General features: G+C 52.0%; 16 protein-coding genes. 4 read left to right on the forward strand and 12 right to left on the reverse strand.

What is annotated here, in order from left to right; translation table 11 throughout:
• Positions 1–66: 66 nt before the first annotated feature.
• Together O9139_RS06995 and O9139_RS07000 are read right to left on the reverse strand one after the other, a co-directional pair.
• Complete coding sequence (locus O9139_RS06995) at positions 67–1,077, reverse strand: glycoside hydrolase family protein (RefSeq protein WP_270878746.1); 1,011 nt, start codon at positions 1,075–1,077, stop codon at positions 67–69.
• A 206-nt stretch (positions 1,078–1,283) separates the two neighbouring features.
• Positions 1,284–1,796 (reverse strand): GNAT family N-acetyltransferase, encoded by a 513-nt coding sequence (locus tag O9139_RS07000; protein WP_270878747.1) that lies wholly within the window; start codon positions 1,794–1,796, stop codon positions 1,284–1,286.
• 236 nt (positions 1,797–2,032) lie between these two features.
• Here O9139_RS07000 and O9139_RS07005 point away from each other — a divergent pair, with 236 nt between their 5' ends.
• The gene (locus O9139_RS07005) at positions 2,033–2,644 is read left to right on the forward strand and encodes a flavin reductase family protein (RefSeq protein ID WP_270878748.1); all 612 of its coding nucleotides are present in this window, start codon (positions 2,033–2,035) and stop codon (positions 2,642–2,644) included.
• Here the strand turns inward: O9139_RS07005 and O9139_RS07010 are convergent.
• Positions 2,641–3,825, reverse strand: coding sequence for a YhgE/Pip domain-containing protein (locus tag O9139_RS07010; RefSeq protein WP_270878749.1), 1,185 nt, complete (start codon positions 3,823–3,825; stop codon positions 2,641–2,643). The two genes, O9139_RS07005 and O9139_RS07010, sit on opposite strands and share 4 nt — an antisense overlap.
• Before the next feature lie 193 nt (positions 3,826–4,018).
• On the opposite strand from O9139_RS07010, the gene O9139_RS07015 reads away from it, so the two are divergent.
• The 3 genes from O9139_RS07015 to O9139_RS07025 all read left to right on the forward strand — a co-directional run bounded on the left by O9139_RS07015 (position 4,019) and on the right by O9139_RS07025 (position 8,295).
• Positions 4,019–4,558 (forward strand): PadR family transcriptional regulator, encoded by a 540-nt coding sequence (locus O9139_RS07015; RefSeq protein ID WP_270878750.1) that lies wholly within the window; start codon positions 4,019–4,021, stop codon positions 4,556–4,558.
• A 145-nt stretch (positions 4,559–4,703) separates the two neighbouring features.
• Positions 4,704–6,452 carry an ABC transporter ATP-binding protein gene (locus tag O9139_RS07020; RefSeq protein WP_270878751.1) on the forward strand — a complete coding sequence of 583 codons (1,749 nt, stop codon included), beginning with the start codon at positions 4,704–4,706 and terminating at the stop codon, positions 6,450–6,452.
• A gap of 40 nt (positions 6,453–6,492) precedes the next feature.
• Positions 6,493–8,295: an ABC transporter ATP-binding protein gene (locus O9139_RS07025; protein ID WP_270878801.1), complete on the forward strand. Its 1,803-nt coding sequence runs from the start codon at positions 6,493–6,495 to the stop codon at positions 8,293–8,295.
• Between the two features lie 135 nt (positions 8,296–8,430).
• Here the strand turns inward: O9139_RS07025 and O9139_RS07030 are convergent, their stop codons facing one another.
• The 9 genes from O9139_RS07030 to O9139_RS07070 all read right to left on the reverse strand — a co-directional run bounded on the left by O9139_RS07030 (position 8,431) and on the right by O9139_RS07070 (position 21,701).
• Entirely contained in the window at positions 8,431–9,087 is a 657-nt protein-coding gene (locus O9139_RS07030) for a hypothetical protein (protein WP_270878752.1), read from the reverse strand.
• Positions 9,087–9,536, reverse strand: coding sequence for a hypothetical protein (locus O9139_RS07035; protein ID WP_270878753.1), 450 nt, complete (start codon positions 9,534–9,536; stop codon positions 9,087–9,089). The genes O9139_RS07030 and O9139_RS07035 overlap by 1 nt, the downstream gene beginning before the upstream one ends.
• Before the next feature lie 31 nt (positions 9,537–9,567).
• Positions 9,568–11,769, reverse strand: coding sequence for a glycoside hydrolase family 88/105 protein (locus O9139_RS07040; RefSeq protein WP_270878754.1), 2,202 nt, complete (start codon positions 11,767–11,769; stop codon positions 9,568–9,570).
• Positions 11,770–11,811: 42 nt separating this feature from the next.
• Entirely contained in the window at positions 11,812–13,362 is a 1,551-nt protein-coding gene (locus tag O9139_RS07045; protein WP_270878755.1) for a type 2 periplasmic-binding domain-containing protein, read from the reverse strand.
• Between the two features lie 169 nt (positions 13,363–13,531).
• Positions 13,532–15,862, reverse strand: a complete 2,331-nt coding sequence (locus O9139_RS07050; RefSeq protein WP_270878756.1) for an AraC family transcriptional regulator — start codon at positions 15,860–15,862, stop codon at positions 13,532–13,534.
• A 180-nt stretch (positions 15,863–16,042) separates the two neighbouring features.
• Positions 16,043–16,909, reverse strand: a complete 867-nt coding sequence (locus O9139_RS07055; RefSeq protein ID WP_270878757.1) for a carbohydrate ABC transporter permease — start codon at positions 16,907–16,909, stop codon at positions 16,043–16,045.
• A 10-nt stretch (positions 16,910–16,919) separates the two neighbouring features.
• Positions 16,920–17,900, reverse strand: a complete 981-nt coding sequence (locus O9139_RS07060; RefSeq protein WP_270878758.1) for an ABC transporter permease — start codon at positions 17,898–17,900, stop codon at positions 16,920–16,922.
• A gap of 32 nt (positions 17,901–17,932) precedes the next feature.
• Positions 17,933–21,217, reverse strand: a complete 3,285-nt coding sequence (locus tag O9139_RS07065) for a glycosyl hydrolase (protein ID WP_270878759.1) — start codon at positions 21,215–21,217, stop codon at positions 17,933–17,935.
• Between the two features lie 256 nt (positions 21,218–21,473).
• Entirely contained in the window at positions 21,474–21,701 is a 228-nt protein-coding gene (locus O9139_RS07070) for a YolD-like family protein (protein ID WP_270878760.1), read from the reverse strand.
• Positions 21,702–21,774 lie beyond the last annotated feature (73 nt).

Consider the following 21,774-nt stretch of genomic DNA (forward strand, 5'->3'; position numbering starts at 1 on the left):
CATGGCGCGTCTTAGCGTTATAAAACAACGCTAACTCGCCGCGCAGCCACACACTCCCGCCGCTCCCTATGGCGCTAGCGGGATCACCATGTTCCACGTGCAAGTAGCATCGTGGAACCCACGCGTGCCATCGGAAGTCGCTGCAAACAGATGCGTCGGCTTGCCGTCCTGAAACAAAAGGAATGGCCGTTCCAAATTGCCCATTTGCCGCGTAACGCCATCGTCCCACTGGATGGTCCGAGAATAAGCGAACGGCTCCTCATGCAGCTTCCAATTCAGGCCATCCGGCGAATAAGCACGGACGCCGCCGTATTTTTCTCCGCTCCAGTCGCCTTCCATGTCTTTGGCAATCATTTCATAGCCATTCTCGCCGCGCCACACAAAAGGGTCCTCCAAATGCACGTCGGCGGGAAACAACGGATGCTCGCTCATCACTTGATAGGGCCCCTCATAGTGAGGGGCGCGCGCGACGCCTAGCGTCATTGTGCCATGGACGTTGCCCTCATATTGCCTTGCTTTATAAATCAGCAGCACAGATCCATCCTCTTCCACGCATGGCGCAGGGTTAGAGGTCAAAAAGCTATCGAACTTACCGGGCCTCGTTGAGACGATAGGCGCATCCAGCCTTTTCCAAGGCCCTTGCACGCTGTCCGCTACCGCTAACCCGATACGCTTGCACGCCCTGGCGACGATACATCTCGGATCCAACAGATCGTAACCGTCACCTGGTTCAGGTTCAGGCAGCGGATGTGTCGATCCCATATAAAAAAGCAAATATTTCCCTTTATGCTTAACAATATGCGGATTATGCGTACTGCGCCCATCCCAATACTCGGCTCCCCGCGCGGGCAATACGACTTCTTCGAAGACATATGGCCCCTCTGGTGCATCCGCTACAGCGCGCACAATTTCGGACATCACGAGCCAGCCCGGATGCATCGGAAGCCACTTCGGCCACCTGGAAGCAAATAAATGAAACTTGCTATCCTCCCCCTGAACGGCCGAACCGCACCAAACCCAATAATCTTCCATGCGAAACCCGCCATTCACAGGCGCTGTCAGTAATTTGTGGAACATTGACCCCATCCTCCTCCTTCATCCTCACGTCCATTTCCCAGGAAATCCTCATATCCCGCTCAACTAGAATTTCATCTTACTATTGAAAAGAAGCTTCCGCATGTTCACAACTTATACTCGTATGTCTTTTTTTACGATCCAAAAAAAGCGCCTTTACTTTACTAGCAGCAAGGCGCTTTCACTTCATTACAACGATGATAAGTTACTTATTTTTGCTTCCACTCCGAGGCTAAAAGCCCCATTAGGTACGTATCCGTATACACGCCATCCATAAAAGCATGCTGTCTCAGTTTGCCCTCAATGACAAAGCCGATTTTTTCATAAAGCCGAATGGCACGATCATTGAAGCCTCTTGTCGTTAAGTAAATTCGGTTCAAGCGAAGCTGCTGAAAACCGATGTCGATCATTTGTTCCATCACGATCTGCCCATACCCTTGACCTCTGGCTTCAGGCGCAAGCAGAATCCCAATCGCCGCCCTGCCGTGATCGTGCTCAATATCTTTTAGAAAAACCCAGCCAATTAGCCGGCCCGCACCATCTTCGGCAGCCAAACAAAGATCGCCGCGGCTTCTCTTCTTCTCAACCAACTTTTCAATTTGTTCCAAAGTTTGCGGAATTCGGCCGACCGTGCGGATTGCATCGGGATCGTTGGACCAACGATGAAGCTCATGAATATCATGCGTCTCAAAAGCACGTAACTTGATCTGTTTAGCAGCCATAGGTCCTCCTTGATTTTGAGTAAATCTCCTAATTTAAAGCATACCATTAAGACCAAGCGTGTCCTATCATTTTTTCCTCAAAAATAAAGCCACTCCCCTGTGGGAAGCAGCTCATTTCCTGCTAAGTGAGATACGACTTTTGCGATCTTGCTGTCATATTCCAGATTCCTTTTTACCGCCATAAGCCTGTGATATAGTTATCAAAAATTGCTTCCACAAAAAGGAGATCAGCACTTATGCACACCGTAATTAAACCGAAAATTCTTTACTTCGGCACCTCAGTCGTTCTGATCAGCACGATGAATCCAGACAGTACGCCCAATCTCGCCCCGATGTCTTCAGCTTGGTGGTTAAATCAATCTTGCATGCTCGGCATGAGCAGTAAATCGCAGACCGTCCAGAATATCATCCGCGAACAAGAATGCGTAATCAACCTGCCTGCCAGCAATTTAACTGAAGCGGTGGATCGGCTGACACTGCTAACCGGGCGCAGTCCCGTGCCGGAAACCAAAGCTGCGCTTAGTTATCAGTATGAACCTGACAAATTCGGCGTGGCGGAACTAACTCCGCTTGCCTCACAGACGGTACGGCCGCCACGCGTCCAAGAGTGCCCCATACACCTCGAAGCGACGCTAGTTAAGGTGCATCCATTCGAGGAGCCCAGCTCGCTGGTCGCAATGGAAGTGCGGATCGATAAAGTTCATATCAAAGATAGTCTGCTCATGGAAGGTCATCCCCATTATGTCGACCCAGCGAAATGGAACCCGATGATCATGAATTTCTGTGAATATTTCGGATTGAGCGAGCAGCGCCCCGCATCCAAGTTAGCACCGGTTTTCGGACCTTAATGCGCGGAAAGTTCCGCAACGTTAGCAGCATCGGGACGATCAGCGGCGGCGGCTTGCACACGCTTACCCCGCCCTTTGATGGCAGCCGCCCCCGCTGTAATGGCAGCGCTGCAAACCATCGTAACCATCAGCATCCATACATCCTTCTCCGTATGCGCCCCGCCGAACTGCAAGTTCATGATGCCTTCAACCGAATACGTTGCCGGCAGGAACTGGCCGAGCGATTGATAAAAGCTGCTTAGCAGCTGTTTCGGCACAATCGTTCCTGAGGTGACAAGTGACAACGACAGCACCATCATGTTCAAGAACATGCCCGCCATGCCGAATACGACGAGAAACATTTGAGCAAAGAACATGAATGTGACAAGTGTAAGGAAATGGAAGAGCCAGAATGCCGCGAAGCCGCTCGCCATTTGTCCGCCAAGCGCGGCGATCAACGAGGAACCGGCGATGGAAATGATCGCTGCAGCCGCTAATATAATAAGCGCGCGAACTGCAAAATGCTGTCTTGTGGAACACGCAGAGCCAATCGTTTGCGCAACCTGGTGAATGTTCATCGCCATCAGCATGGCACCAACATAGGAAGCGAGCACGAGCATCATCGGCACCATTTGATTATCCATGCCATCGACTTTATTCAAATTTTGAACTTGCGCATGCACTTTATTCATTAAGCTTTGGGCGGTGTGCGACGCTTGATCAGCCGGAAGCTTCAGCTGCTGGAGCACCACTTGTGTACCTTGAAGCGCAGCATTTCGGTTCATCTCATTGGTGACTTGCGTGACGACAGTTTGCATCATGCTTTTCGTCATTTGCGGGTTTGATTCATTGAGCGTGTACGTCAGCTCGGCCTGCGTACCCGATGTCTGCAGCATCTGCCCGAACTTCTCCGGAATCGTCACAATAAGATGAACATCACGCTGGATCAGCCGATCCGCGGCTTGCTTTTGATCCAGCTCCGTTATTTCAAAAGGGAGATCGCTCTCCAGCTGCTTCGCGAGAGCTTCGCCCGCTGCCCCATCTTGATTCACAATCGCAACCTTAAGATGATTGACGCGATCCAGCACCCCATCATAAGCCGTCATCCATACCACACAAAAAATAATTTGCGCCATCAAGGCCACCACTACCGCAACGATCGTTTGCGGTTTTTTGACATACTTGATTACTGTATGTTTCATTTCTTCTCCATCTCCTCTTTTGTTTTGTGTTAACTTAGATATAGGTTCAATATAACTTATGAAAAATGATGAGTCAACAAAAATACAAGTTAACTTTAACCTATAAATAAACATTGCAGAATGCACATCTATAGATTAAAATGAACCTATAAAACAAATGATCTTCCCACATCTTGGACAAGGAGACATGGTTATGAGCTCTATTCGCTACGCATTGCTTACTTTGCTGGCCCGTGAACCGCTGAGCGGCTACGATATCAAACTGCAAATGAACGGCCGTTTGGGCCCTTTTTGGAAAGTAGGCAGCAATCAAGTTTATCCCGAGTTATCGAAAATGGAAGCAGAAGGCTTGGTCAAGCTGCAAGGCGTGGAGCAGCTTACGTACCGTCCTGCGAAGAAATTGTACGAGATTACACCATCTGGACGCGATGTGCTTGTACAGTGGACGTTAGAGCCGGCGGGTGTGGAAAATGTCCGCGATGACTTTCTATTGAAAGCTTTCAATTCCTGGCTGATTGAACCGGATCAGATGAAAGCGCAAGTTGAAGCCATCCGCAAACAACATGAGGAGCGGCTAGCCGAATATACGGCGAAAATTGCCGAGCTGACTCCGAGGGTGGATCCGTCCAACCCCCACGATCCGCTTGCCTCTACCATATCGGTCGTTGACTTTGGCGTGCGCTACGAACGGCTTTATTTGGATTGGTGCGACCATCTATTGAAAAACGTTTAATGAAAGGCATATGGCCCGTGAATTTTCACTAGCTATATGCTTTTTTTCGTGGATGGAAAAGATTCAAGACGTAGAGGATGACATTTGTCCAAAATGGGAGTATCTTTCAATTAGAGAGATTCACACGGGACAGGGAGTGTGCGGCATGGGTTTTATGAAGAAGTATGTAGACAAGCATTGGAGGCTATTTCTAGTCGCGGTATTTTTCGTTACGCTGGAGTCGGTCGCGGATTTGCTGCAGCCGACGATTATGTCCCACATTCTGGACTTTGGCGTCGCAGCAGGACGGCTCGATTATGTGCTGCGGCTAGGCGGGCTTATGCTGCTCGTTACGGCAGGCGGCGCGTTGGCCGCGTCGATGCGTAACATCGTGGCGAGCCGCGTATCCCAAAAGTTCGGCACCGAGCTTCGCAGCGATTTGTTCCAAAAGATTCAATCGCTTGATTTTAGCAATATCGACCGCTTCGAGAGGGCCTCGTTAATTACTCGTTTGACCAACGATGTCACCCAGGTGCAGAACTTCGTCAACGGACTGATGCGCATCTTCGTGAAAGCGCCGCTGCTCTGTATCGGCTCCCTGATCATGGCGGTGCGCCTTAACCCGCAGCTCTCGGTCGTGCTGCTGATCGTCGTCCCGATCGTCGGCTTGCTTGTCGCCTTGAACTTGAAAATCGGCTTTTCCCGGTTCGTCCTCGTTCAGAAAGCGCTAGACGGCGTCAACCGGGTCATCCGCGAATATTTGTCAGGTGTGCGCGTCGTCAAAGCGTTCAACCGTTTCGACCACGAAACGGCCAAGTTCCAGCAGTCGAACACCGACTATCAGAACAAATCGATTCAAGTCACAAGAACGCTTTCCATCTTCAACCCATTGATCCTCCTCACCGTCAACTTCGGGATCGCAGGCGTGCTGTGGCTCGGCGCTTGGCGGGTCAATCATCACCAGATGCAGGTAGGCCATATCGTAGCTTTTGTCAACTATATGACCCAAATTTTGTTCGCACTCATGACCATTTCCATGGTTTTCAATATGTTCGTTCGTGCCAAAGCTTCCGCCAGCCGGATCGGCGAAGTGTTCGCCGAAGTGAACCGCATGGCCTGGGACTCCGCCCAGCTGATGCCCACGGTTCAACCGGCAGGCCGGATTGAGTTTGACAACGTATCTTTTGCTTATGAAGGAGCGGCGGGAGATCCTGTATTGAAAAATGTCACATTTACATGCCTGCCCGGGGAAACTGTAGGCATTATCGGCTCCACCGGCTCCGGCAAAAGTACCCTTGTCGGGCTCGTTCCCCGGTTCTACGACACGGTCCAAGGAACCATTAAAGTCGACGGCGTCGATATCCGCCTGCTCGATCCCGCCCAGCTGCGCAAGCGAATCGCCATCGTGCCGCAAACTACGATTTTATTCAGCGGGACCATCGTAGAGAACTTGCGCTGGGGCAAAGCAGATGCCAGCCGCGAGGAAATTGAGCTGGCCGCTCGTATGGCGGAAGCGCATCCCTTCATCTCCGAGTTTCCCGAAGGCTATGAAACACGGCTCGGACAACGAGGCATCAACTTATCCGGCGGCCAAAAGCAGCGGTTATCCATCGCCCGCGCCCTCATCCGCAAACCAGACATTTTGATCCTCGATGACTGCACCAGCGCTGTGGACGTGGCAACCGAAGCGAATATCAAGGAGTCGCTGAAGCAATATGCCAGCGGCGTCACGTGTCTGATTATCGCCCAGCGGATTACTTCTGTCATGGATGCAGATAAAATTGTCGTCATGAATGAAGGCGAAATTGTCGGTGTCGGCACGCATGAGACGTTGATGAGAAGCTGCCGGGTTTATGTGGAAATTTTCCAATCCCAGTTTGGAAAGGAGCTGCCGCTACATGCCGAAGCCGAATGAAAGCAATAGCCAACCGCAGCCTCAAGCGCCTGCCCCGCCGATGCTGACCGGTCCGATGCCCCGGGGAGGACGCGCGCCGGTCGTTAAGCCGAAAAATTTTAAAGGCACCTTACAGCGCCTCTGGTCTTACTTGGGCCATGAGCGAAAATGGCTGACCATTGTTTTCCTCTTTATTTTAGCCGATTCCATCTTGACGCTTGCCGGTCCGTATTTGATCGGTGTGGCCGTCGATGCGATGGCAGGCGGAACGGTCAATTATAGCGTGCTCAATGTGACGATGATCGCCCTGCTCAGCACCTATGTTGCCGACGGCGGCCTGACGTTTCTGCAAAGCTGGATCATGGCCGGCCTTGCCCAACGCGTCGTCATGCGGCTGCGGCAAACGATGTTCGCCAAGCTGCAGAAGCTGCCATTGGCTTTCTTCGATGGACGTTCGCACGGTGATATCATGAGCAGGCTGTCCAATGATATCGACAATGTCAGCAATTCGATCTCTCAATCGACCACCCAGCTGATGAGCGGATCGATTGCCATTATCGGCTCGTTCATCATGATGCTGATCTTGAGCCCAACGCTGACACTGGCGAGTCTGATCACGGTTCCGCTTGTGTATTTGCTGGCGAGAACGGTCACCAAGCGGACAAGTAAGCTGTTCAAAGATCAGCAGGCGCAGCTGGGACGGCTGAACGGGCATATCGAGGAGACGGTCTCGGGACTTCTGGTCGTCAAAGCGTTCAACCGCGAGAGCAAAGCGATCGAGGAATTCAACGCTGTCAATGAACGTTTGTACGAGGTGGGATTAAAAGCGCAAATCTGGTCCGGTTTCATGATGCCGTTGCTCGGTGTCATCAATAACCTTGGATTTGCTGCCGTGGCCATTGTGGGGGGCGTACTGGCGGTCAAAGGTTCCATTACTGTCGGCGTCATTGCCAGCTTTTTGAGCTATTCGCGCCAATTTGTCCGACCGCTGAATGATATTGCCAATACGTATAATATTTTGCAATCGGGTGTTGCCGGGGCGGAGCGCGCCTTTGAGGTGCTGGACGAAGCCGAGGAACCGGCGGATGAGCCAGGCGCCGTGGAACTGCGCAAGCCGCGCGGTCACGTGGTGTTCAAAGATGTCACCTTTGGCTATCGCGAGGACGTTCCGATTTTGAAGCAGGTCAGTTTTGAGGTGCCGGCAGGCAGCAGTCTCGCCCTTGTCGGGCCAACGGGAGCAGGCAAAACGACAGTTGTCAATCTTGTCACCCGCTTTTATGACACAACAAGTGGAACGATCGAGATTGATGGGCGCGATATCAAATCTTACACGCGTGACAGCTTGCGCCGCTGCTTTGGCATCGTGCTGCAGGATACGTACTTGTTCACAGGTACGATCAAAGATAACATCAAGTACGCCAAGCCGGATGCGACCGACGCCGAAGTTGAAGCCGCAGCCAAAATGGCCAACGCAGATTCGTTCATTAACCGGCTGCCCTTGCGGTACGACACGCTGCTGTCCGAGAACGGCGGCAATTTAAGCCAAGGCCAGCGCCAGCTGCTTGCGATCGCGCGCGTGATCTTGGCTGATCCTTCCATCCTTATATTGGACGAGGCGACAAGCAGCATCGATACGCGCACGGAGCTGCATATCCAGGAGGCCTTGCTCTCTATTATGAAAGGGCGAACCAGCTTTATCATCGCCCACCGCCTGAACACGATCCGTGACGCCGATACGATCATGGTCGTGGACCATGGCGAGATTGCCGAGCAAGGCAATCATGCTGCTTTGATGCGGCAGGAAGGCACGTACTTCCGGATGTTTTCCAATCAGTTCAAAAATCTCGAGCCTGCGGCTGAGTAGCTGCGCTATCGGCACCGGCCTGCCGGGAACAAACGCAAAAAAGCCTTATCCGAACTGTAAAGTTCGGTGAAGGCTTTTTTGTGCGTTAGCCTGCGAGGCGAGCGGCTCCCCGCTGCCCTGCAGCGCGACTACGGGCTAGAACTGCTCATCCTCACAATAATAGGCAAACAACTGCTCGATAGGTTTAAAATACAAATGCCCGTCCGGCCACGCCTGGAAGTGCAGATCCATGCGTGAGTCTTCCCAATTGACCGGCGTGCCGTGTGTAGCTAGCTTTTTCGGCGTAATCGGCTCTTCGATAACCTTTGGGAATTCCTGGTAGCCAAACAGCAAATTTTCGTGCATCGCGATAATCTCATACTTATCGCCCAAGAAGGCCCGCTCCTCCTGCAGCTGATAGTGGTAGTAGATGTAGCTGCTCATCATCTCGGGCTTCAAATGGGCGACACGCCCGGCACGCCGCTCGACGGAAGCTTTGCGCAGCCAATGCTCATAGCTTGCCGGTTCATTGAAATGGAACACGTCTACCATCGGCACCCATTTTCGCAGCTTCGCCTGACCCGGCCAATTCACCAAAAATGGCTCGACAGCCCCCGCAATCTCCTCCGGCAGGACATGATCTCCGATGCACTCGTAATATAGAAACAGATTGCCTTCCCATGCAAACCCCGCAGCCGTCATCAGCTTGCCCTCGTTCACCAATGTCAAGGCTGCCTGACCTTCCCGCATCGCCGACAGTCCGGCTTCCTCCAGCCCTGGCTGCAATTGGGCGCGATAGATCATTCTTTTCATCACTCCGCCCCCTCCCTACCGTCACTGCCTTCTAAACTCTCGAAAACTGGCAATTCTACATTTGCAGGATTTTCCATACGAAGCAGAGAAGGTTCCAAGGTGCGGATCACCACATCGTCCGTCTGCCATTCCTGCGCATGAGCAATATACCCAGCCTCATGTACCGTCATCCGCACACGCGACCAGCGAATATCCCGCATCGGCTTCTCTGGGTAAGCTTTCACTTCAAAAGCTCGCGAACGGTTCTGCGGGTAGTCGAGATCTCCAGTGACAGTGACCGTCACATGCGAAAACTCGATGTCGCGAAATTCGGGAATGCCCCGCTCCGGTGGATGTACCGACTCTGCCATCACCTTCCAATGCGCCGGAACCTCACCCGACCAGCTATCCGGCAGCTGCGCGTAACTGTAGCTCGGATTCAGCAGAGCTAACAAAGCTCCATCAGCCACATCAGCACCTCCTTACTAGTCCGATCCATTCCTATTTCGACTGCAAATCCCGAATCATACTGCGCACCTCAACCCCGGCGAGCATAACGATGCCGATCCCGTGGGTGTCGTTGAGCAGCCATGACAATTCATCTTTGTAATAGCGTGCCGCAAAAGAGTAGCCGGAGCCCCGGCACACGCCATAAATATGGCCGTGCTTGTCGATGCTGATACGGGTCAGGCCTTCCCAGCCTTTGCGCACAGCTCGCACATACGGCTGCGCATCAGTCAGCCAGCCGAGTCGGATACCACGGGCGAACGCATATAAGAACATCGATGTGCAGGATGTTTCCTCATACGATTCCGGATCGGTCAGCACTTGATGCCAAAGCCCGTTCGTTCCTTGCAGGCGCAGGTACCCTGCGCATAATTCGCGGAAGAAGGCGAGCAGCTCATCGCGCTGCACGTGATTTTCCGGCAAGGTCAGCAGCAGTTCAGCCAGTGAGAACAGCACCCAACCGTTGCCACGGCCCCACGGCACTTCCGTTTGTTTGTTGAATTTAAAATCATATACATGAGACATAATTTGCAGCTCAGGCATGTAGAGGTATTTTTTATACAGCAAAATTTGCTTCACCGCATCGTCCAAAATACTCGCATCCTGCGTGAATTCAAAATAACGGCACATGAACGGCACGCTCATGTACAAGTCGTCGCACCAAAGCGTATCTTTCATGAAATCAACACTGCCACGCACCCGATACAGCACGCCGTCCTGAAGGCGGTCCTGCACTTGCGTGATATAATGTGCGATCCGGCCGGCAACCGCTCTCGCTCCTTCCGGCTCGTGGAAACGCGCTGCCGTCAGCATTGTAGCCCCGAACGAGCCGCAATCATCGAGGCTGTCCATAAGCGCCAGCTGATTGTTGACACCAGGCGCTCCATAGCGGGCTGCATCCCACAGCGAATACGCATCGACAGACGTACACTGCTCAATGTGCTTGAGCACATAGTCAACGTAATCCTGTCTGCCCAGCGCCGCCCCGGTCTGCATGAGGCCGTACAGCGTCACGCCCAGCGGATAATTCCATTTGCCGAACAGCGGGTTCTCCAAATAAGGGCGTACCCACGTCTCCGGATGATCTGCCCGCCAATAGGTCCCCTCCCCGCCGTCGTCATAGACGTGGTGCATCTCCCCCAATTCATGAATGGCCGGAACCTTCTCCTGTGCAAACGTGCCAAGATAGAGCCAGTGATCCGCCAATCCCTTTACAGGAACTGGCTGCAGCCATGCCACGTCGCCGCTAACTTCTGCACCTTGCAGTCTGAACCCCCACCGACTTCCCAGGCACTCGGACACGACAACCACATTATTCAGCCCGAACAGCAGTTCCGCATCCACACAGAACTCCCCGCTTGCCGGTGCCGAATAAGCCAGCTCCCCGTTGATATAGAGCGCAATTGAGCCCTCGTGGCTTCCCCGCCATGATATGGCCTGCGTGCCCGGCAGCAAGCTCTCCACCTTCGTCCACGCCAATGCGGATCGTCCCGCCACGGTGCCGAACTGTCGGCCAAACGTGCCCTGAGCAAGCTCTGTTTCGCTCCACTGCGCAGAAGGATACCAACGCAGAGCGTTATCCTGCTCAAACAAGCCGTCCGCAAGCAGCGGAAGCAGATCCCGCTCGGTCGGCTCCGAGTAAATCCATCCTTCCCAGCCCTCCCGTTCAGGCGTCGGATTCATGAAATGCAGCGGAAAATTTTTGTAAGAGCCCGTGCCGAATTGCCCGCCGCAGCCAGAGGCTGTCTTCAAATACTGCACGACAACCGGATTCCAACCCTTGTTCAGCATCGCACGGAACACATTCTTCCGCTCCGGGGCCACATCGTCGGAAATGTTCGAGGCGTAAGCGAGCTTGCCGTTAACGTACACCTTCGCCGGACCGTAGCAGCTCATGCCGAAGTTCAGCTCAGCAGGCTGGTCCATCCACAGCTTCGCCCAAGTGTAAACGACCTGTCCATTGCGCATATCCGGCCACTTTTTCGCCAAATCCATATCGTACCGATAGTCGTGAAGCCGTGTGAACCCCTCCCGGTTAAAAAGCCGGTACACAAACGGGTGGCTCGGATTCGCCCCGATATATCGCTCAGCAATCGTTGCAAGCGTCTGCTCCACATTTGTTCCATATTGGCTGAAAATAGATTCCTCTTGCCCAAAATAGCTCATCGCCAACCGCTCCTCTCTTCTGATCCACATAAAGCAACTCCCGCACCTGTGTACGGGAGTCGGGGTACCCTGCTATGACTTCGCGCCTGCGCGCTTCTTGTAAGCGTCCGTTAATTCCTGGCTCACTTTGGCAAAGCTCGGATCCGCTTTCATCTTCGTGACAAAATCGTCCCAAGCAGCCAGCGACTCACGGCCCATGATCACTTTAATTTTCTCATCTTGAATTTTCTTCTGGAATTCAGGCATAAATTGCTGCGCCGTCGCCGAGTACAGACCGAAGCTGATGTCTGCGGAGCTTGTTTTCGCACGCTCGTCTTGAATTTGACGATACGAATCCTGCACATCTTTCGGGAAGTAGTTTTTGATCGAGCTCGCGTAAGGGTCAGCAACATAGACGATCTGGTTGAAGTCCGGTCCGCCGTCTTCTTGCAGTTTTTTGGCATCAACGACTTTAACGCCGTCTTTCACCGTATGGTCTACGCCTTCCACACCGTACTGCTGAATGTTGAACACATCGTCATTCATCCAAGTGTCAATCATTTTCAGGATGCGCTTCATTTTCGCTTCGTCCACAGTCTTAGGAATCGCCAGTACACCGGCAAATCCAGGACCTTTCGGATTGTAGCCGTTCAAGTTCGTCACCGGAACGAAATCGGACTCTTTAATATTCGGGTTCGTCTTTTTCAGTTCATTCACGTACTCTGTGACTGATCCCGCTTTCTCCCACATGACGCCTGCCTTGCCGGCTTTCACCATGTCTTTGACTTGCGACGCTTTCATCGAAGCAAAATCTTCCGGAATAAGCTTCTCTTTATAAAGGTTTGCTAAGTATTCCAGCGCTTTATGCTCTTCAGGCAGGAATGCCGTGTATTCCAATTTGTTATCTGCAAATTTCCACGGACCGTTCGCGCCAGCGAAAGCGTACTCCAGCTGGCCGAGGCCTTCCATTTTATCCGGAGGCGTAACGTTCGCTGCAAGTCCGATCGTATCTTGCTTGCCGTTCTTATCGGGATCTTTTTCCGTAAAGGCTTTCAGGACGTTGTAAAACTCTTCAGTCGTCGTTGGTACTTTCAGCCCCAGGTTATCCAACCAGTCTTTGCGGATCACATAGAAGGCATCGGCTTCGGACGGGCGGGGACGCGGGATGCTGTAGTTTTTGCCGTCATCCATTTTTGACAAATCCCAAGCTGTCTTGGAAATTTTGCTCGATAAATTCGGATAATCTTTGATGTAATTCGTCACATCCCAGAAGACGCCTTGTTGAACAGCCGTACGGAATGTAGTCTGCATTAATTCTGGCGGGATATAGATGATATCCGGAATATCGCCGGAAGCCAGCGATACGTTTAATTTATCGTTATAGCTGTTGGCGGATACCCATTGAACCTTCATTTCGGAATTCGTTGCCTTCTCAATCAGCTTCTTAATCGCGTTATCATCCGCTGGCGGTGTTGCGCTGAGCAGAATCGACATGATGCTGACCTTCAGCGGTCCGCTCTCCGTCGCCGACTGGCCTGCTTGGCCCGCAGCTGTGCCGCCGTTCTTGGCACCGCAAGCGGAAAGCAAAGATGCTGCCAACATCGTAGCGCTTACACCAAGAATGATTTTTCTGTTGATTTTCAAAGTGATCAACCCCTTCTACTTGTTTCGGTTTGAAACCGCTAACATCAACTTAAGCGGAATGAACATTCCCGACAACTAAACTTTTTTGCAGAAGGTCCGAATTCGCACTTTATCCTTTATTGCAAAGCAGGCTAATCTTGCAGGATTCCAGCTCAGATCTAATGCAAGGCTATTTCCGTTCTTTCTGGATCATATCGCGATATTGGCTCGGAGTTACACCTTCGACTTTTTTGAAAATACGGTTAAAATACGTCTGCTGGTAGCCGACTTTCTCGGCGATCTCAATAATTTTCAAATTCGTTTCTCTTAACAGATCTTTGGCTGTCCCAATGCGGAGATTCGTCAAATAATCGATAAAATTAATGCCGGTCAACTGTTTAAACGCCCGGCTTAACGTATAGGGGCTCGTCCCGAATTGATCCGCACAAGCTTCCAGCGACAAATCGGTCATATACTTTTCCTTGATATAAGACATCACTTTCTCGACGACCTGCTTAAGATGAAAATCTTGCTTACTGATCAGCTCCTGTACGAAGGTGCCGACGACACGATGCTGGAACCAGTTCAGCATTTCCTCCGGCTCTTGCAGTTGGTGGAACTCTTCATATAAATTCGCGCCTGCAAACAAAACAATCGGATTCATGCCCGACTGCAGCATCGCATGCTGCATACTGCCCAAGAGCTGGGTCATCCCCTGCTGTACGATTAATTTCTTATACCCTTCTTGCGTAAGGTCTGCCATAAACTGCCGGATCAGCTTCACCGCTTCTTCTTCGCCCCCGAGGCGCAAAGAATGGATAATCTCCTTCTCCAGCGAGAAGTTGTAATTAAATTCACGCTGCGCCATGGACTTGTTGAGCTGGTCGACGTCAATCAGCCTGTTCTTGTCGTTCCTGTCCACATAGCTGAGCGCCTGACGCGCTTCTTCAAACATATACGAAATATGTCCGAGCTGATTCGTCATATGGCCGAGAACGACGACGGATTGCAGCTTCATCATGCTGTGGATGATCTGTACGTAGGCCTCCCCGTACTCGCGCATCAACGCCCGGCACTGCTCACTCGTGTAATCGCCTGGGAAAATTAGGAACAAACCGAGCGACAAATCATGATAGTTGAGCGTTTCACAGGAAATGCCTTTGCTGCTGGCCAGCTCTTGGGCAATATTGCCCGCTGCGAACGTCACCAGTTCCTCATCCCCGGATTGGAAGCGCGTCTCCTCGACATGCAGCCCACTCAATTGCACGACCATCGCAGCGAATTGCTTGCCTTCGATGGTGAGGCCCAATTGGCCAAGCCTTTCATGAATCTCGTTCTCCGATAGCGGGAATAAATACCCCTGAACGAGCTGCATCAAGAAGCCTTCGCGAAGCAGCGGAAGATGAAGATTCAATTGCCCCCGCAGGTTCTGACTCTCCCTGGACATGGAGTCCCATTTGCTCTCGATCCATTCGAAACTGCTGGCGTTTAGCCGCAGATCCGGATTGCCGAACAACCGCTGCAGCACCCTCTCGAATGGTGAGAACATGCGGGTCGATGCCAGCCACGATAGCACCAAAGCAAGCAGCAAGCCGCCGAAGCTGATAAGCACAATAATCTTGGAAACGAGCAGCACCGGAGCCGTAATACTGGATAAAGGGACAGCCGACAAAAAAGTCCAACCCGTGCCTAAGCGGTTAAATTTGCTCGTCGAGACGGAATAAGTCGCTTTCTGGAAGTCGAACAGAAACGAGCTGCCTTCCGCAGCCTGCTTCGCATATTTCGCTTCCAACGTTGTATCAAGCTCTGTTAAGCGCCCGCTGGAAGAGAAGCGCCATTTGCCGTCGCCGGCAATCATGAGCGTCGTCCCTTCCTCATAAGGATTAAGCGAATTCAATTGTTCCTTCAGCTTCACCGGATCGAGTGACGAAATTAACAATCCGAAAGGCTCGGCAGGCACGCCTGGCAGCTTATTAACTAGCGTCAGCGTCGAGCTGGCGGCAGCTGTGTTAGCGTTCTCAGGGACGTCCGGCGTTCCACTCCCGTCTGTCCAGAACATCGACTTCTTCTGCTGCAGCATGGCGTTGTATTTCGCAATCAAGGCTGGATCCGTCAGAAACGTGTAGCCCTCTTTCGTAATAACGACCGGCTGGGGAACCGCTAAGTACAGCTCAACATGGCCCAGCATCGGGCTAGAGCCTTCAATAATCAACAAAGTCCGATAAAGCTCCTGAACCTGATCATACTTCTCGACAAAGTCGATATCCTTCAGCTTATTGCCCAGATTGGGATCATAAGCCCAATGCGAGAATGTAAGCTCCAGATTGGCGAATTGATCCTCGACATTCTTTTCCTGCTGCACGATTTTATTGTAATGAAGGCGCTGCAGTTCGCCCTCTACTTTTCCGGTCACGATGCCATAAATAGCAAGTCCCGTGACGAGTCCGGGAATCGAAGCAATCAGCAAAATGAGGATCAAGCTTTTGCGGTAGAAGTTCCCTTTCTGTTTGTTCTTAAGCATAAGCATCACCTTCCAGCTTTTCGTAGCAAGTACACAGGCAGAAGCGGCCTGATTTCATTTATTATAAATCATCCCGCTCCCGATATCGACGAAAAAAACAGACCAGCATACGCAAAAATCGCCGGCTCTGAGCAGCGCTCCAAGAACCGGCTTCCATCTTGCATGTTACGGAATGATTCATTACCCCTTCACCGAACCGACCATAGCCCCTTTGGCAAAATGCTTCTGCAAGAAAGGGTATACAATCAGAATCGGAATCGTCGCCACGATTACGGCTGCCATCTTCAGCGTTTCGGATGGCGGCGCCTCCACGTAGGCGGACATGCCGAGCTCGCTGTTTTGCGAATTGAGCAGGATGTTTTGCAGCAGCACCTGAATCGGCCACTTGGAAGCATCTGTCAAATAGAGCAGCGCATTGAAGAAGGTGTTCCAATAGCCGACCGCATAGAACAACCCGAAGGCTGCCAATGAAGGCAGAGACAACGGCAGAATGATGCGAATGAACGTTGTGATATCGTTGCAGCCGTCGATCGCTGCCGACTCTTCCAGCTCCACAGGGATGCCGTCGAAGAAGTTTTTCATCAGAATGACGTTCCACCCGCTGGCCAGCACGGGCAGAATAAGCGCCCAGACGCTGTTGATCAGATGCAGATTGCGGACGATCAAGTAATTCGGGATGATGCCCGGGCTGAACAAAATCGTGATCAGAATGAGCAGCAGCAGCAATCTGCGTCCAGGCAACCGCTTACGCGACAAGGCATACGCAAGCGCTGCAGTGACGACCAAGCTGCAAGCCGTACCGACGATCGTCAGAAAGGCGCTGTTGCCGAGCGAGTGAACGAACGCCTTTGTTGCCAGCAAGTAGCTGTAAGAGGCGAGCGACCATTGATGCGGGAACAAAATAAAGCTGCTTTTTAAGTATTCGACCGGGTCCGTGAATGAAACGACAAATACGTAGTACAACGGGAATATCGTTAGCATGGCGATCAATCCGAGCAGCAGCACGTTAAACACGTCGAATATGCGGTCACTGAGCGTCTTTTTCATACGGCACCTCCTAATATACGCCTTCTTCGCCAAATTTTTTGGCCAATTTGTTGGCCACGATAACGAGAACTAAACCGATGACCGATTTGAAAAGCCCTGCTGCCGTACTGTAGCTGAATTGCGCCTGCTGAACACCGACACGGTAAACATACGTATCGAACACTTCGGCAACACTAGAAACAGCGCCATTATACATAAGCAAAATTTGTTCAAAACCGACATCCATGATATGACCGAGACGCAAAATCAACAGGACGACAATGGTGCTGCGAATCGCCGGCAGCGTAACATGCCACATTTGACGGAAACGCCCAGCGCCGTCCATTCTGGCCGCTTCGTACAGCTGCGGGTCAACGCTGGCAATCGCTGCCAGGAAGATGATCGTGCCCCAACCGGCTTCCTTCCAGATCGATTGGATCGTCAGCATGATCCAGAATAGATGCGGATTGGACAAGACATCGACTTTATCTGCGCCGAAGGAAGCCAAAATTTTATTGAAAAGCCCCTCACCTGTAGCAAACATCAGGAACGTCAGCCCTGAGATAATAACCCAAGACATGAAGTGCGGCATGTAGACAATGGTTTGAATTGTTTTCTTATACTTATCACTGCGCAGCTCATTGAGAAAGAGCGAGACGATAATCGGCAGCGGGAAGAAAAACACTAGGTTCATTAAGCTGATGCCCATCGTATTGCGAAACAGAATCAGAAAGTCCGGATTCGAGAAAAAACGCTCGAAATGCTGGAAACCGACCCATGGACTGTTGGCAATGCCCCGGATGGGCGAGTAGTTTTGGAAGGCGACGACGACTCCGAACATCGGGATATATTTGAAAATAAGAAAGAAAATAATCCCCGGCAAGGCAAGCAGGTACAAATATTTGCTTTTTACGATATCCTTCCATAATCTTCCTAATCTCCCCCTCGTGGCCGTGGGAGCCTTTTGGGCTCCTTGGGCGACAAGCGTCGGAGGCGATTGTAATTGTTCCATATCCGCTGTACTCCTCTCCGAATTTTACAATGTTAGATATCGATGACCCGATGCTGTTCATAATCAAAATATTTCCCCTCAAGCAGCCCGATCAATGTGCCGGTCACCCGCACCTCGATCTCGTTCTCGCCTTCACGGAGAATCGCTGATTGTCCGCTCCATACGTAAGGCGACCATGGGCGTAAGCCCAGCGACTGTCCGTTCACCAGCACTTCGACACTGTCATGAACGTCCCAGCCTGGAAACATCACTTCGAACATTGCAGCCGATGGCAGCGAGCTTAGGCTCATAGCGCGCTTAAATGACATGTCGCCGGCGTAGTACGGATATCCGGCATAGTATCGGCCTGCGCGCAGGGACTCGGCGTTCTCCGGAGCGCGGGTCACGACAGGGCGAGACGTCTCGTCGAAGCGTACGCCGAAGTCGCCGTATAAGTAAAGCGCATCGACGATGCCGTGCCAATCCTGCTCCACATGCACGTCGATGTGCATGTTATTCCAGCCTTGACGAAGCGCATGCCCAATACTGCACAGGCAATTGGCATGATCGTAAACGAGCTGGCTGGTGAAATCTGCTTTCGTGACAGCCACATCGTTCAGATGGAGCGTCCATTCGCCTGCGATCGCCGATTGGTCCATCAGCAAGCTGCACGACGTTGGCAGCTGCTCGATATAGAAGGAGACCGAGTATCGGCAGGCAAGCGGATAAGCAATCTTCGTCTTCATCGGTACGCCGAACACTTGGCTGAATGATATCGGCAGATTCTGCTGCTGCGCCAAATCTGCGCATTGGTCAATAAAGGTTTTGGCTTGCACCCAAACCGCTTCCTGCGCTTCCGCCGATTCGCCGACGCTTAAGCGGAACTTATCAAAGCGAAGCGCATTCGGGCTGAGCGCCGATTGCCGCCAATCGCCAGCATCGGCGTCAAGATTCCAGCGCCACACGTCTGCTTCTTGCGGTGCGCTTGCGCTTGCACTAGTCGTTATGCGTATTAGTCTCGACTGATACGCATCGAAGGTAAGCGGAATGGTGCACAGGCCTTCCGCCAAAAAATTGATTTGCAACGGGGTATGTGCCCCCGATTCTACATCCACGAGCTCGGCATCTATCGTATACGGCGACTTCAGTTCCGGCCAAATTTGACCAGGATCTATAGTCAGCCGAGTATCCCACACCGCCGATTCCTGATTGCTGACGAACACGGCATAGTCCTGATCGTCCAGATAACGGCTCTGCATCAGGAAGCCGTCTGCCTCGCGCCCGAAGTCCAAAGTCACCGGCCTCGGAAGCAGCTCGTCAAGCAGCTGGCTCAGCTGCTTGAGCGCGTGATCCGCAGGCTCCCCACCGCTGCGTGGGATGAAATAGGCGGCCCCTTGCCCTTGGGCGAGTAGCTGTAGCTCTATCGCTTCTAGCCCCTCACACGCCTCCTGCTCATCCTTCGCCTGCATGCTGCGCCAATATAGGAGATGCGGTGACGCCGGCACCCCGAATGTCTGCACCGCTTCCAGATGGGCCGTGCCCTCCGCCTCAATCGCCTCGTAAGGCAGCAAGCCATAGGCGATGACTGTGCCGCCGGCTTGCAAGAACGCCTTCACCTGGCTCCAAGCCCGCTGTTCCAGATTCGCCATCGGCGGTAGGATCAGCACGCTGTAGCTCGCCTTGCCGATGCGGATCGTTCCCTCTTCCGTCAATTCCGCTTCAGCAAGCAGCTCGGGATCGAGATGGTCGAAGTCGCGCCGGCTTTTCAGCAGATGGACATGAATCGATTGCCAATCACCTTTGAGCTGATCAAGCCGCTTCTTCTCCTGAGCATCGTATCCCGCATATTCGAAATGATGCATCGGATTCGCCATATGGCTCCACAGCGTTGTCGTCGGATCGAGCACGGCAATGCGGATATCAGCCGTTCCTTTACTCATCAAGTAGCTCATTCTGGCGGTATAATCGCCTAGCTGGCGGAAATGGCGCCAATATGGATTTTGATAAAACTGGGAAGGCGGTGCATCATGCTGCGTCATACCATCAATCGTATAGAAGAAGGCATGGAAGTTGTAAAAGTTCGTGCCCAGTGCCGCAAGCCGGTCAATCATCCACTTCGCATCCTGCAAATTCATCGACCAGCCGACGCTGTGGAACGATTCGTTGAGCACCCGCTCTCGTCCCAATTGGCGTGCGATCGAGCTGGTCATCTTCGGATTGTCTCGGAAGCTGAGCGCATATCTGCGCAAAATCCAGTCGAGCGAACGTCCCAGCTTCTCATGCGCGCTGTCACCACCAGGCACATGGCTGTAGCGCTGCGTCGTCATCCGCATGGAAGGCACCTCAGCCACATATTGCAGGCTGCGCTCCTCACACCAATCGTGAATCTGCTCATGGTACGATTCACAAAGCAAAAGATGCAGCGATTGATAATAGTCGTAGCGGATCTTCGGCGCATTCGGATAATCGCTGCACACCAGAGCCTGGAGGTGATCTTTCAGCGAATATCCGTTGCGCTTCAAGAAGTAGGCCTCCAGCTGCGGTGACCACGGATTTTTCCCAAGCAAGCCGATCTCATCCGTGAACATGCCTTTGACCGTCTCGCCGAAATCCTCGCCGATATATGCTTCATAGCGATCATGGGTCAGCCGGATGAACGATTGCATCGCTTCCCGGTGACATGGATCGACGAACGTGCCGTAATATTTGAAATTTTCAATTTCCTTTTCCTGGAAGATCAGGACTAACCATTCGCCTGCAGGCGCCTCCCAATCCAAACGATACACGGTGCGATAGGTGAAGAAGCGCTTTTGGTTATATGTCGTCAGCCCCGTTTTTTGAAACACGGGATCCGCTTGGAAATTACCGATCGCAGCCGACAGATCCACGGCGTGCTCCCAATCTTTCTCCCCAGTCGGTTTCACCGGCACAGCTTTGGCTGCTAGAATGCGCGCCCATGGAAGCTCCAACTGAATCTGACTGCCGCCAGCGACGCTGTGTTCGGTTACAGCAAGTGTCTGATGCTTGGCGTCCGGATGCAGCAGTGTCACTTCCCCGCCGGCAATTCCGCTTGGATACGGATACTCGTCATAAAGCCAGACTTGCATATTCCTTTCCTTCGCCGCCTTGATCGCAAAGCTGACTTTATCAAACCAAGTTTTCGACAAGTAGGAGATCTGCATGCCTTGACGTGCACAGATGAAAAATCCGCGTACGCCCTTGTCGGCCATCTCCTCAATCTGTCTAATAATCTCCTGTTCTTCCATATCTCCGTTCCAAAACCAAAACGGATGAATGCTATATGCAGCCCCGGGACTTCGGAATTGCTGCCAGTCCATTCGGCTCCCTCCTCATTGAAAAATTTGTAGCTTAACCTTATTCCCCCGGACGCTTCCCGGCAAGCACACATTCTTGCATGAGCGAAGTGGTGGGCCTAACACTTTTTTGCGCGCTTGCAGTTCGTTGCAAAACCGCATTGCTCCAGGCTTTGCACCGGGCTTCACGGCAAATCGGCGGCTGCGTATGCCTACCAATAAACACAAAAAAACACAAATGAGCGCACTCATTTGTGTTTTCAATATTGGCTATTATGTACTACTCTGATATCAATTCCATCACTAAAATATCACCAATAGGTATCCAATCAATGCCTTGATCGTGCGATAATTTCACTTTACGTGATTCCTGATCGATCTTCGTGATGAGACCTGTCATCTGCTGGTCGCCAGCTTCATTATAGATCTTCACTAATACAAACTGTTGACTTAACAGCGCCTCTGACATCACTTTTGCAATTTTGTTATTTTCACGTTGTCCAGTCATTATGTCTTCACTCCATTGCCAGAACGTTAGTTCTTATTATACTAGAGAATCGAACGGGGGTAAAGATGACTTT

The sequence above is a fragment of the Paenibacillus aestuarii genome, assembly GCF_027789125.1.
Taxonomy (GTDB): domain Bacteria; phylum Bacillota; class Bacilli; order Paenibacillales; family NBRC-103111; genus Paenibacillus_E; species Paenibacillus_E aestuarii.

Excerpts from the sequence above, each read along its gene's own strand:
- O9139_RS06995 (WP_270878746.1), bottom strand. The coding sequence starts at position 1,077 with ATGTTCCACAAATTACTGACAGCGCCTGTGAATGGCGGGTTTCGCATG.
- O9139_RS07000 (WP_270878747.1), bottom strand. The coding sequence starts at position 1,796 with ATGGCTGCTAAACAGATCAAGTTACGTGCTTTTGAGACGCATGATATT.
- O9139_RS07005 (WP_270878748.1), top strand. The coding sequence starts at position 2,033 with ATGCACACCGTAATTAAACCGAAAATTCTTTACTTCGGCACCTCAGTC.
- O9139_RS07010 (WP_270878749.1), bottom strand. The coding sequence starts at position 3,825 with ATGAAACATACAGTAATCAAGTATGTCAAAAAACCGCAAACGATCGTT.
- O9139_RS07015 (WP_270878750.1), top strand. The coding sequence starts at position 4,019 with ATGAGCTCTATTCGCTACGCATTGCTTACTTTGCTGGCCCGTGAACCG.
- O9139_RS07020 (WP_270878751.1), top strand. The coding sequence starts at position 4,704 with ATGGGTTTTATGAAGAAGTATGTAGACAAGCATTGGAGGCTATTTCTA.
- O9139_RS07025 (WP_270878801.1), top strand. The coding sequence starts at position 6,493 with ATGCTGACCGGTCCGATGCCCCGGGGAGGACGCGCGCCGGTCGTTAAG.
- O9139_RS07030 (WP_270878752.1), bottom strand. The coding sequence starts at position 9,087 with ATGAAAAGAATGATCTATCGCGCCCAATTGCAGCCAGGGCTGGAGGAA.
- O9139_RS07040 (WP_270878754.1), bottom strand. The coding sequence starts at position 11,769 with ATGTGGATCAGAAGAGAGGAGCGGTTGGCGATGAGCTATTTTGGGCAA.
- O9139_RS07050 (WP_270878756.1), bottom strand. The coding sequence starts at position 15,862 with ATGCTTAAGAACAAACAGAAAGGGAACTTCTACCGCAAAAGCTTGATC.
- O9139_RS07055 (WP_270878757.1), bottom strand. The coding sequence starts at position 16,909 with ATGAAAAAGACGCTCAGTGACCGCATATTCGACGTGTTTAACGTGCTG.
- O9139_RS07060 (WP_270878758.1), bottom strand. The coding sequence starts at position 17,900 with ATGGAACAATTACAATCGCCTCCGACGCTTGTCGCCCAAGGAGCCCAA.
- O9139_RS07065 (WP_270878759.1), bottom strand. The coding sequence starts at position 21,217 with ATGGACTGGCAGCAATTCCGAAGTCCCGGGGCTGCATATAGCATTCAT.
- O9139_RS07070 (WP_270878760.1), bottom strand. The coding sequence starts at position 21,701 with ATGACTGGACAACGTGAAAATAACAAAATTGCAAAAGTGATGTCAGAG.